We start from the raw sequence: 12,103 nt of genomic DNA, 5'->3' as shown, positions 1-12,103 counted from the left end.
TCGTTGCTCTCAGACTACTTGCGTCAGGAACTCAGAAGTCCATCGCTCTCCATGGCTTTTGCGTAAGTCCTAATCACCTTCATCAACAGTTGGTTCGACCCGCCCAAGGCCAAGGAAGCCGCCTTCGCCATGATCGACAAGGGCGCCGACATCCTGTACGCCGAGCGCTTCGGCGTGAGCGACGCGGCCAAGGAGCGCAAGGTGCTGGCCATCGGCAACGTGATCGACACCCAGGCCCAGTACCCCGACACCGTGGTCGCCTCGGCCCTGTGGCACATGGAGCCCAGCGTGGACGAGGCCATCAAGCTCGTGAAGGCCGGCCAGTACAAGGCCGAGGACTACGGCAAGTTCTCGCTCATGAAGCACAAGGGCGCCTCGCTCGCGCCGCTCGGCACGTTCGAGAAGAAGGTGCCGGCCGACATCGTCGCCAAGGTCAAGGCCAAGGAAGCCGACATCCTGGCCGGCAAATTCACCGTGAAGGTGGACGACGGCCAGCCCAAGCCCACGGCCAAGTAGGCAAGCGGCGGGCGTGATGGCCTTCATGCGCGCGGCCCGGCATGCCGGGGCCGCGGCCCTTGCGACGGCATGCGCGGCTGCGGCCCTGCTCGCGGGCTGCGCCGCCACGCCTGCAGCGGATCACGCGGGCTGCGGCACCTTGCTCGACGCCACGCCGCGCGTGGCCGTGGTCTCCGCGTTCGCGCCCGAGGTCACACTGTTGAACGCGCGCCTGCAAGACGCGCGGCACCACCGCGTGCAGGGCGTGGACTTCGCCACCGGCACGCTCGAAGGGCGGCCCGTGGTGCTGTTCCAGTCGGGCATCAGCATGGTCAACGCGGCCATGAACACGCAGCGCGCCATCGACCGGTTCCACGTCACCCACATCGTCTTCAGCGGCATCGCCGGCGGCGTGAACCCGGCGCTCGCCATCGGTGACGTGAGCGTGCCCGCGCGCTGGGGCCAGTATCTGGAGCTGCTGGCCGCGCGAGAAGCCGCGCCCGGCCGCTTCGAGCCGCCCGCGCGCATGCGGGACGAACTGGCCTTCGCGCCCTTCGGCATGTTCTACCCGCGCCCGGTCGAGGTGCACAGCGCCGCGCACCCCGACGGCGCGCGGCAGTTCTGGTTCCCCGTCGATGCCGGCATGCTGGCCGCCGCCGGGCGGCTGGCCAGCGCGGGCGGCAATGGCGTGGCGCTCGGCGCCTGCGACGGTGCGGGCCGCTGCCTGCGCCATGCGCCGCGCCTCGTAGTGGGCGGCAGCGGCGTGTCGGCCCAGGTGTTCATGGACAACGCCGCGCTGCGCGACTACACCTTCCGCACTTTCGACGCCAACGTGATCGACATGGAAACCGCCGCCACGGCACAGGTGGCCGCCAGCAACGGCCTGCCCTTCATCGCCTTCCGCTCGCTCAGTGACCTGGCCGGCGGCGGCGAGGGCGAGAACGAGATGGAAACCTTCATGCAGATTGCCGCCGACAACTCCGCCCGCGTGCTGCTCGCCTTCCTCTCGGCATGGAAACCATGAGCGCCGCCGCAGCCGACGCCCCGGTGGTGCTGCGCCTCTCGGGCATCAGCAAACACTTCGGCAGCCTGGTCGCCAACGACGCCATCTCGCTCGACCTGCACGCGGGCGAGGTGCTGGCGCTGCTGGGTGAGAACGGTGCGGGCAAGTCCACGTTGATGTCCATCCTGTTCGGCCACTACGTGGCCGACACGGGCCGCATCGAAGTGTTCGGCCAGCCGCTCGCGCCCGGCAACCCGAAGGCCGCGCTGGCCGCGGGCATCGGCATGGTGCACCAGCATTTCGCGCTGGCCGACAACCTCAGCGTGCTCGACAACGTCATCCTCGGCACCGAGCCGCTGCTCGCCCCCTTCTCGCGCCGCGCCGCCGCGCGCGAGAAGCTGCAGGACGTGGCGCGGCGCTTCGGCCTGCCCGTGGTGCCCAACGCGCGCACAGGCGCGCTCTCGCCGGACACGCGGGTGGGCACGCTCTCGGTCGGCGAGCGCCAGCGCGTGGAGATATTGAAGGCGCTCTACCGCGGCGCGCGCATCCTGATCCTCGACGAGCCCACCGCCGTGCTCACCCCGCAGGAAAGCGAGGCGCTGTTCGCCACCCTGGCGCAGATGGTGGCGCAGGGCCTGTCCATCATCTTCATCAGCCACAAGCTCGGCGAGGTGCTGCGCGTGTCGCACCGCATCGCCGTGCTGCGCCAGGGCCGGCTGGTGGCCGAGTTGCCCACAGCCGGCGCCACGCGGGAGCAGTTGGCCGGCGCCATGGTGGGCCGTGCCGTGCAGGCCGGCGAGCGCCGCCCGGCGCGCGGCGCACAGGGCCCTGCCGTCTGCACGCTGGCGGGCGTGGCCGCGGGGCGCGGCCGCGACGCGCTGCACGACGTGTCGCTGGAACTGCGCGCAGGCGAGATCGTCTCCATCGCCGGCGTCTCCGGCAACGGGCAGGTGGCGCTTGCCGAACTGCTCTGCGGCACGCGCCGCGCGAGCGCCGGGCAGATGCTGCTGGACGGTCAGCCGCTGCGGCCCACGCCGGCCTGGCTGGTGCGCCATGGCGTGGCACGCATCCCCGAGGACCGGCACGGCACCGGCGTGGTGGGCGACCTGCCGCTGTGGGAGAACGCTGTGGCCGAGCGCCTGCGCGGGCGCGGCCTCGCGCGCTGGGGCTTCGTGCGCCGCGCCGCCGCGCGCACGCAGGCCCGGCGCATCGTGGAGGCGTTCGACGTGCGCGGCGGCGGGCTCGACGCGCCGACGCGCGCACTCTCCGGCGGCAACATGCAGAAGCTGATTCTTGGGCGAGCACTGCTGCCTCCGCCTGGCGAACCGGCACCGCGCCTGATCGTGGCGCACCAGCCCACCTGGGGCCTGGACATCGGCGCCGTGGCCTACGTGCAGCAGCAACTGGTGGCGGCACGCGACGCGGGCGCGGCGGTGCTGGTGATTTCCGACGACCTCGACGAAGTGCTGCTGCTCGGCGAGCGCATCGCCGTGATGCACGCGGGCCGGCTCACCGATGCCCGGCCCGCGCAAGCGTGGACGCGCGAATCCATCGGCCTGGCGATGGCGGGCAGCCTCGCCAATGCCGCCCCCGCGCACGCCGCGGCGGCATGAGGTGCAACACCCCGTGAGGCCGCACGCATGAGACTGGAAAAGCGCACCGCCGTGCCCACCGCCGCCCTCGTGGCTGCGCCCGTGGGCGCCGCGGCCTTCACCCTGCTGGTCAGCGCCCTGCTCGTGCTCTGGGCCGGCAAGCCCGTGGGCCCGACCTACGCGCTGCTGCTGCAGGGCGGCTTCGGATCGCTGTTTGCGTGGAGCGAAACCCTCACACGCGCGACGCCGCTGATCCTGACCGGCCTCGCGGCGGCGGTGGCGTTCCGCGCCCGGCTGTTCAACATTGGCGCCGAGGGCCAGTTGTACGCCGGGGCGCTGGCCGCCGTGGCCGTGGGCGGCCTGCACGGCGGCGAGGGCTTCGCGCTCTCGCCCTGGCTGCTGTTCCCGCTGATGATGGCCGCCGCCGCACTGGCCGGCGCCCTGCTGCTGCTGGGCCCGGCGCTGATGAAGACGCGGCTGGGCGTGGACGAGGTGGTCACCACGCTGCTGCTCAACTTCATCGTGCTGCTGGCCGTATCGGCCCTGCTGGACGGCCCGATGAAGGACCCCACGGCCCTGGGCTGGCCGCAGAGCGTGGCCTTGCAGGAGGGGCTGGAACTCTCCAGGCTGGTGCAAGGCACGCGCGTGCACACCGGCCTGCTGTGGGGCATGGCACTGGCCGGCCTGCTGTGGCTGCTGCTGGAGCGCACCGTGTGGGGCTTCGCCATCCGCGCCACCGGCGCCAACGCCCGCGCTGCCGCTTTCGCGGGCGTTTCCACCACGCGCACCATGGTGCTGGCGGCCATGCTCTCGGGCGCGCTCGCCGGGCTGGCCGGCGCCATCGAGGTGGCCGGGCGCACGGGCTACGTCACGCTGGACATGTCGCCCGGCTACGGCTACGCGGGCATCGTGATCGCCATGCTCGCCGGCCTGCACCCGCTGGGCGTGCTGGCCGCCGCCGTGTTCGTGGCCGGCGTGCAGGTGGGGGCGGACAGCATGAGCCGGGCGGCGGGGGTGCCGACCTATATCGCGGACGTGATCGTGGCGGCTTCGCTGATCGCGGTGCTGGTGGCGGGGCTGCTGGCGCGGTACCGGGTGCGGTGGAGATGACGGCCATGCCCCAGGCGCCGCGGGGGCTGCGGAGCAGCCTGCGCGCTAGAATTTATATATCAAATCGGCCTCCAGCGCTTTATACATAAGCGCGACCAGCTATCAATACAGTAGCATTCACATCCCTCCATGACCGACCTTGCCGACACCCTCACCGCTGCCGCCTTCTGGGTCGCCGTGCTGCGCATCGCCACGCCGCTGCTGCTCGGCACGCTGGGCGTGCTGCTGTGCGAGCGTGCGGGGGTGCTGAACCTGGGCATCGAGGGCATCATGGTCGCGGGTGCCTTCACCGGCTGGCTGGCCGTGTACCACGGCGCGCCGCTGTGGGGCGGCATGGCCGTGGCGGCGCTGGCGGGGGCGGCGTTCGGGCTGCTGCACGCGGGGCTCACGGTGGGACTGGCACTGTCGCAGCATGTGTCGGGGCTGGGCATCACCATGCTGGCGACGGCGCTGTCGTACTTCGGCTACCGGGTCAGCTTCCCGAAGGTGGATACGCCGCCCACCGTCACCCCGTTCGCGCCCATGGACTGGCTGCCCGTGCCGGTGCTCGACGCGCTGACGCCGCCCACGCTGCTCGCGCTGCTGCTGGTGCCGCTGCTGGGCTGGCTGCTGTACCGCACGCCGCTGGGGTTGGCGGTGCGCATGGTGGGCGAGAACCCGCAGGCCGCCGAGGGCCAGGGCGTGCCGGTGGCGGCGGTGCGCACGGGTGCCATCGTGGCCGGCTCGGCGCTGATGGGCGTGGCCGGGGCGTTCCTCACGCTGTCGGCGTTCAACGCCTTCTTCTTCAACATGGTCAACGGGCGCGGCTGGATCTGCGTGGCGCTGGTGGTGTTCGCCTCCTGGCGGCCCGGCAAGGCGCTGCTGGGCGCGCTGCTGTTCGCGTTCTTCGACGCGCTGCAACTGCGCTTGCAGCAGGCGGGCGACGCCGCCCTGCCCTACCAGCTTTATCTGATGCTGCCTTATGTGCTGTCCATCCTGGCGCTGGTGCTGGTGGCGCGCAAGGCGGCGTATCCGCAGGCGCTGATGAAGCCGTACCGCAAAGGCGACCGCTGAAGTGAAACGCTCCCCCAGGCTGGCCCACTGCGTGTGGCCGCCGACCCCCTCGCCGGGGGCGATACCGGCGGCCCGGCAAAGCCCCACAAGTTCGACACTTCCTGAATGTAATCGTTTGATCCCATAGTCCCTCGCCGCCGCAAGCACCATTCCCCCTACACTCCCATGCGGGCCGGCCCGCTTGCGCCACCGAACATGCTGCTCCACGTCGTCCACGAAACCCGCTACGAATACACGCCTCCGGTGGAAACGGCGCAGCACATGGCGCACCTGAAGCCGCTGGACCTGCCCACGCAGTCGCTGCGCAGCTTCAGGCTCGGCATCGACCCCGTGCCCGCGCAGCAGACCGAAACGCTGGACGTGTATGGCAACAGCCGCACGTTCTTCTCGCTGCAGGCCGCGCACGAGACGCTGGCCGTGGTGGCCGAGAGCGTCGTCTCCACCCTGCCGCCGGCACTGCCCGTGGACAACCCGCCGTGGGAGCAGGTGCGCGAGCACTTCCGCTACCACGCGGGCGCGGCCTGGAACGCGGCAGCGGAGTTCGCCTTCCCCTCGCCCTACGTGCCGCGCCACGACGACTTCCTGGCCTATGCGCGCCCGAGCTTCGGCGCCGGCGTGCCGCTGCTGCTGGGCGCGCGCCACCTCATGGAGCGCATCCATGCCGAATTCACCTACGAATCGGAAAGCACGCAGGTCAGCACGCCCGCGCGCGAGGCGCTGGCCCAGCGCAAGGGCGTGTGCCAGGACTTCGCCCACATCATGATCGCCTGCCTGCGCGCGCTGGGACTGCCGGCGCGCTACGTGAGCGGCTACCTGCTCACCAACCCGCCGCCGGGCCAGCCACGGCTGGTGGGCAGCGACGCATCGCACGCCTGGGTGTCGGTCTACGTGCCCGCCGAGGACGGCAGCGGCGGCATGTGGTGCGACCTGGACCCCACCAACAACCGCGCGCCCGGCGAGGACTACGTGTCGCTCGCCATGGGCCGCGACTATTCCGACGTCTCGCCCATGCGCGGCGTCATCCACGGCGGGCGCCGGCACACGCTGCAGGTGGCCGTTACAGTGGAACCCCTCGCGGAGCCGTACGCGGCCCCCGCAAACAACGACGACCAGCATCCAGAGGAAGCAGCATGAGCATTTACGACAAACTCCAGTCCCTGGGCATCACCCTGCCCCCCGTGGCCACGCCCGCGGCGGCCTACGTGCCGTTCGTGCAGACTGGCAGCCTGGTGTTCCTGAGCGGCCACACGGCCAAGAAGGACGGCAAGCCCTGGGTCGGCCAGTTCGGCAAGACCATGACGACGGATGAAGGCAAGGCCGCCGCGCGCAGCGTGGCCATCGACCTGCTGGGCACGCTGCATGCAGCGGTGGGCGACCTGAACCGCGTCAAGCGCATCGTGAAGGTGATGAGTCTGGTGAACTCCACCGGCGACTTCACCGAGCAGCACTTGGTGACCAACGGCGCCAGCGAACTGCTGGGCCAGGTGTTCGGCGACCGGGGCGCGCATGCGCGCAGCGCATTCGGCGTGGCGCAGATCCCCATGGGGTCTTGCGTGGAGATCGAGCTGATCGCCGAGGTCGGCTGACCCGCCATTCGCTATCTTGTTGATGGCTTCCAGCGCTTGCCAGGCAAGCGCTGGGGCACCCAAACACTTGCAAAACCGGGCGCTATTCGACGCGCGCCACGGATGCGGGCTTGAAGCTGAAGTTCCCCGCCTTGCCCCTGCGCCCCCGGGCCGCGCGGGCATTGTTGAGCGAGCGGATTTCCAGCACCTCCTCGCGCGGCTTGCCGCCCCGGCCGATGCCTTCGATGCGCACGCTGCGCGTGTAGGCGGCGGCGCCGGCGAGCGCATCCTTGGGCTCCAGGTCGATCAGCGTCAGGCCGCGCCCGCCTTTTTCCATCAGCTTCAGCTCGCCGATGTCGAAGGTCAGGATGCACCCGCCGGTGGAGACGCAGGCCACGTGCGTGGCCGGCGCCAGCGTGCCGCCGGGCAGCATCGCCAGGCTGGGCCGGCACAGCGTCTCGCCCTCGCCCAGCGCGACGAAGGTCTTGCCGCCTTTCTGGCGCGACACCATGTGCTCCACCGTGGCGATGAAACCGTAGCCGCCCGTGCCGCTGAGCAGCAGCGCCGCAGCCGCTGGACCGGCGAAGTAGTGCGCGATCTGCGTGCCGGGCTCCAGCTCGATGAACGTGGTGACCGGCTGCCCGTCGCCGCGCGCGCCGGGCAGCGCCGCCACCGCCACGCTGTAGACGCGGCCATTGCTTCCGAAGACCAGCAGCGTATCGACGGTGCGGCACTCGAAGGTGCCGTACAGCCCGTCGCCGGCCTTGAAGGCGAAGCCCGCCGCGTCGTGCCCGTGGCCGCCGCGCGCGCGCACCCAGCCTTTTAGCGAAACGACCACGGTGACGGGCTCATCGATGACCTTGACCTCCGCCACGGCGCGCTTTTCCTCCTGGATCAGGGTGCGGCGCGCGTCGCAGAACTGCTTGGCGTCAGCCTCGATCTCCCTGACCATCAGGCGGCGCAGCGCGGCGGGGCTGCCGAGGATGTCGTCGAGCTTCTGCTGCTCCTCGCGCAGGCTCTTGAGCTCCTGCTCGATCTTGATGGCTTCGAGCCGCGCCAGTTGGCGCAGGCGGATTTCGAGGATGTCCTCGGCCTGCCGCTCGCTCAGGGCGAAGCGCGCGATCAGCGCGGCCTTGGGCTCGTCGGCGGCGCGGATGATGGCGATCACCTCGTCGATGTTGAGCAGCACGGTCTGCCGCCCCTCCAGGATGTGGATGCGGTCCAGCACCTTGGCCAGGCGGTGGCGCGACCGCCGCTCCACCGTCTGCTGGCGAAAGGCGATCCACTCGGCCAGCATCTGCCGCAGCGACTTCTGCACCGGCCGGCCATCGAGCCCCACCATGGTCAGGTTGATGGGCGCGGAGGCTTCGAGCGATGTGTGGGCCAGCAGGGCGGTGATGAGTTCGCCCTGCTCGATGCGGCTGGTCTTGGGCTCGAACACCAGCCGCACGGCGGCCTCCTTGCCCGACTCGTCGCGCACGGCGTCGAGCACGGCCAGGATGCCGGCCTTGAGCTGCGTCTGCTCCTGCGTGAGCGCCTTCTTGCCCGCCTTGACCTTGGGGTTGGTCAGCTCCTCGATCTCCTCGAGCACCTTCTGCGACGACACGCCGGGCGGCAGTTCTGTGACCACGAGCTGCCACTGGCCGCGCGCCAGGTCCTCGATCTTCCAGCGCGCGCGGCACTTGAGCGAGCCGCGCCCGCCGCGGTAGGCGTCGGCGATGTCGGCGGCGCTGCTGATGATCTGGCCGCCGCCGGGGAAGTCGGGCCCGGGAATCAGCGCGAACAATTCATCGTCGGGCAGGTCTGGACGCTTGATGAGGGCCACGCAGGCGTCGGCCACCTCGCGCAGGTTGTGGCTCGGGATCTCGGTGGCCAGGCCCACGGCGATGCCGCTGGCGCCGTTGAGCAGCGCGAACGGCAGGCGCGCGGGCAGTTGGCGCGGCTCCTCGGTGGAGCCGTCGTAGTTGGGCATGAAGTCGACCGTGCCCTCGTCGATCTCGCCGAGCAGCAGGCTGCTGATGCGCGTGAGCCGCGCCTCGGTGTAGCGCATGGCGGCGGCGCCGTCGCCGTCGCGGCTGCCGAAGTTGCCCTGGCCGTCCACCAGCGGGTAGCGCTGGGAGAAGTCCTGCGCCATGCGCACCAGCGCGTCGTAGGCCGACTGGTCGCCGTGCGGGTGGAAGCGGCCCAGCACGTCGCCCACCACGCGGGCGCTTTTCACGGGCTTGGGCGCGGCACCGGAGCTCGAGTGGCCCAGGCCCATGCGCTCCATGGCGTAGAGGATGCGGCGCTGCACGGGCTTCTGGCCGTCGCACACGTCGGGCAGCGCGCGGCCCTTGACGACGGACAGCGCGTATTCGAGGTAGGCGCGCTGGGCGTAGCCCGCGAGGTTCAGCGCGTCGTCGGACTCGCCGGTGGAGAAATCGAGAGGGGTCTGGTCGTCGCTCATGGGATGGGATGATGGGGAATCGGTGCGCCGGGCGTTCAGTCCGCGCCGGCGGGCAGCTCCATGCGCACGCGCGCGGGCATGCGGCGCAGGCTGGCCACGGCGGGCGGCGGCTTGAGCTGCTCGTAGAGCTGCATGACGGTCTTCACGTAGTCCCGCGTTTCCTTGAAGTCCGGAATGCGGTTGCCGGCGCGCTGCACCGCGCCCTCGCCGGCGTTGTAGGCGGCCAGCGCCAGCTCCAGCTCGCCGGGAAACAGGTCGATGAGGTAGCGCAGGTAGCGCACGCCCGCGGCGATGTTGGTGGCCGGGTCGGCGAGCTTTTTCTCGACGGACGCGCGGGCGTCGCCCGTCACGCCCCAGCGGCGCGCGGTGGCGGGCATGACCTGCATGAGCCCGACGGCGCCCTTGGGCGAGATGGCACCGGGGTCGAAGCCCGATTCGGTGGCGATGAGCGCCTGCAGCAGTTCCACGTCCACGTCGTTGCGCTGCGAGGCTTCGCGCAGCGTGCGCTTGACGCGTTTGTAGCCGGGCGACACATCGAAGAAGGCCAGCAGTTTGCTGCCGCCCGCGGGCACGGCCACGGCGCGCGGCGTGGCGGCTTCGGGCAGGTCGCGGGCGGAGTCGAAGTCGTTGCCGCGGAAGAACAGCACGTAGCGCTCGTCCATGCGCTCGGCGGCGAAGTGCCCCATGCCTTTCTCATCGACATATCCCCAGAGGTCGGCATGGGCAGCTTGCTGCGATATAAATAGCATAAAACCCAGTATCCACCTGCGCTGGAGGCCAAAAACGTTCATGAATTTCATGGCAAAAATACAGCGACACCCAGGCGCGCTCAGATATCCACCTCCACCGCGTCGCCGTGCAGTTCCATCAACTCGCGGCGCGCTGCGGCCTCGCCCTTGCCCATCAGACGGGTGATGAGGTTCTCGGTCTGCGCGAAGTCGAGGTCGCCCAGGCGCACGGGCAGTAGGCGGCGGGTGTCGGGGTTGAGGGTGGTTTCCCACAACTGCTCGGCGTTCATCTCGCCCAGGCCCTTGAAGCGGCTGACCTGGCACTTCTCGCGCGGCACGCCGTCCTTGGCGCACTTGTCGAGGATGGCGGCAAGCTCGCCCTCGTCGAGCGCGTACAGCTTGGCTGCGGGTTTCTTGCCGCGCGCGGGCACATCCACGCGAAACAGCGGCGGGCGGGCCACGAACACGTGGCCCGCGTCGATGAGCCTGGGGAAATGGCGGAAGAACAGCGTCAGCAGCAGCACCTGGATGTGCGAGCCGTCCACGTCGGCGTCCGAGAGAATGCAGATCTTGCCGTAGCGCAGGCCCGACAGGTCCGGCGTGTCGCCGGGGCCGTGCGGGTCGACTCCGATGGCCACCGAGATGTCGTGGATCTCGTTGTTGGCGAACAGCCGGTCGCGCTCCACCTCCCAGGTGTTGAGTACCTTGCCGCGCAGCGGCAGGATGGCCTGCAGTTCCTTGTCGCGGCCCATCTTGGCGCTGCCGCCGGCGGAGTCGCCCTCGACCAGGAACACCTCGTTGTGCGCCGTATCGCGGTTCTCGCAGTCGGTCAGTTTGCCGGGCAGCACGGCCACGCCCGAGCCTTTGCGCTTCTCGACCTTCTGGCCCGCGCGCTGGCGCGTCTGCGCGGCGCGGATGGCGAGTTCGGCCAGCTTCTTGCCGTACTCGACATGCTCGTTGAGCCAGAGTTCGAGCGCCGGGCGCACGAAGCTCGACACCAGGCGCACGGCGTCGCGCGAGTTCAGGCGCTCCTTGATCTGGCCCTGGAACTGCGGGTCCAGCACCTTGGCCGACAGCACGTAGCTGGCGCGCGCGAACACGTCCTCGGGCATCAGCTTGACGCCCTTGGGACACAGCGCATGCAGCTCGATGAAGCCCTTGACCGCGTTGAACAGGCCGTCGCGCAGGCCGCTTTCGTGCGTGCCGCCGGCGCTGGTGGGGATCAGGTTGACGTAGCTCTCGCGCACCGGCGCGCCGTCCTCGGTGAAGGCCACGCACCAACTGGCGCCCTCGCCCTCGGCGAAGCTGTCGCTGTGGCCGTCGGCATGGCCTTCGCCCTCGAACAGCGGGATCACCGGGTCGGCGTTCAGCGTCTGCATCAGGTAGTCGCGCAGGCCGCCCTTGTAGGCCCAGGTCTGGGTTTCGCGCGTCTTCTCGACCGTCAGCGAGACCGTGACGCCGGGCATCAGCACGGCCTTGCTGCGCAGCAGGTGCGTCAGTTCGCCCATCGGCAGGCTGCTCGACTCGAAGTACTTCGGGTCGGGCCAGGCGCGCACCGTGGTGCCCTGGCGGCGGTCGCCCTCGCCGGCCTTGCGGGTGGTCAGTGCCTGGGCCACGTCGCCGCCTTCGAAGGCCATGTGGGCCACGGTGCCGTCGCGATGGCTGGTGACCTCCAGGCGCCGGGACAAGGCGTTGGTGACCGACACGCCCACGCCGTGCAGGCCGCCCGAGAAGCTGTAGGCGCCGCCCTGGCCCTTGTCGAACTTGCCGCCCGCATGCAGGCGCGTGAACACGAGTTCGACCACGGGGGCTTTTTCCTCGGGGTGCAGGCCGAACGGGATGCCGCGGCCATCGTCCTCCACGCTGACCGAGCCGTCGGTGTGCAGGGTGACGCGGATCTTCCTGCCATGACCGGCCAGCGCCTCGTCGGCAGCGTTGTCCAGCACTTCCTGGATGATGTGCAGCGGGTTGTCGGTGCGGGTGTACATGCCCGGACGCTGCTTGACGGGCTCCAGCCCCTTGAGGACGCGGATCGAACCTTCGGAATACTCGGTGGGAGGTTTGGTTGCCATGGGCGCGGATTGTATGCGGCTGGAACCAACCTAACTGAA

The 12,103-nt window shown here is 70.2% G+C and carries 9 protein-coding genes and 1 pseudogene; 7 read left to right on the top strand and 3 right to left on the bottom strand.

Annotation, left to right across the window (positions count from 1 at the left end):
- Window positions 1-72: 72 nt before the first annotated feature.
- From PY257_RS15265 to PY257_RS15235, 7 genes and pseudogenes are all read left to right on the top strand, one after another.
- Window positions 73-516, top strand: a pseudogene (locus tag PY257_RS15265) (BMP family lipoprotein); the annotation flags it as partial.
- Between the two features lie 16 nt (window positions 517-532).
- Window positions 533-1,519 carry a 5'-methylthioadenosine/S-adenosylhomocysteine nucleosidase gene (locus PY257_RS15260; RefSeq protein ID WP_275743381.1) on the top strand — a complete coding sequence of 329 codons (987 nt, stop codon included), beginning with the start codon at window positions 533-535 and terminating at the stop codon, window positions 1,517-1,519.
- Entirely contained in the window at window positions 1,516-3,111 is a 1,596-nt protein-coding gene (locus PY257_RS15255; RefSeq protein ID WP_275743375.1) for an ABC transporter ATP-binding protein, read from the top strand. The genes PY257_RS15260 and PY257_RS15255 overlap by 4 nt, the downstream gene beginning before the upstream one ends.
- 27 nt (window positions 3,112-3,138) lie before the next feature.
- Window positions 3,139-4,200, top strand: a complete 1,062-nt coding sequence (locus PY257_RS15250) for an ABC transporter permease (protein WP_275743373.1) — start codon at window positions 3,139-3,141, stop codon at window positions 4,198-4,200.
- A 129-nt stretch (window positions 4,201-4,329) separates the two neighbouring features.
- The gene (locus PY257_RS15245) at window positions 4,330-5,253 is read left to right on the top strand and encodes an ABC transporter permease (RefSeq protein ID WP_275743371.1); all 924 of its coding nucleotides are present in this window, start codon (window positions 4,330-4,332) and stop codon (window positions 5,251-5,253) included.
- Between the two features lie 195 nt (window positions 5,254-5,448).
- Complete coding sequence (locus tag PY257_RS15240) at window positions 5,449-6,387, top strand: transglutaminase family protein (RefSeq protein WP_275743369.1); 939 nt, start codon at window positions 5,449-5,451, stop codon at window positions 6,385-6,387.
- Window positions 6,384-6,839: a RidA family protein gene (locus tag PY257_RS15235; protein WP_275743367.1), complete on the top strand. Its 456-nt coding sequence runs from the start codon at window positions 6,384-6,386 to the stop codon at window positions 6,837-6,839. Before PY257_RS15240 ends, PY257_RS15235 begins: the two co-directional genes overlap by 4 nt.
- Before the next feature lie 82 nt (window positions 6,840-6,921).
- Here the strand turns inward: PY257_RS15235 and parC are convergent, their stop codons facing one another.
- From parC to PY257_RS15220, 3 genes are all read right to left on the bottom strand, one after another.
- Window positions 6,922-9,264, bottom strand: a complete 2,343-nt coding sequence (parC, locus tag PY257_RS15230) for a DNA topoisomerase IV subunit A (protein ID WP_275743365.1) — start codon at window positions 9,262-9,264, stop codon at window positions 6,922-6,924.
- Between the two features lie 35 nt (window positions 9,265-9,299).
- Window positions 9,300-9,950, bottom strand: coding sequence for a lytic transglycosylase domain-containing protein (locus PY257_RS15225; RefSeq protein ID WP_345799254.1), 651 nt, complete (start codon window positions 9,948-9,950; stop codon window positions 9,300-9,302).
- A 143-nt stretch (window positions 9,951-10,093) separates the two neighbouring features.
- Entirely contained in the window at window positions 10,094-12,064 is a 1,971-nt protein-coding gene (locus tag PY257_RS15220; protein ID WP_275743361.1) for a DNA topoisomerase IV subunit B, read from the bottom strand.
- Between the last annotated feature and the right edge of the window lie 39 nt (window positions 12,065-12,103).

This window comes from Curvibacter soli, assembly GCF_029211125.1.
Lineage (GTDB): Bacteria > Pseudomonadota > Gammaproteobacteria > Burkholderiales > Burkholderiaceae_C > Curvibacter_A > Curvibacter_A soli.
This window is presented reverse-complemented; position numbering and strand designations above follow the sequence as displayed.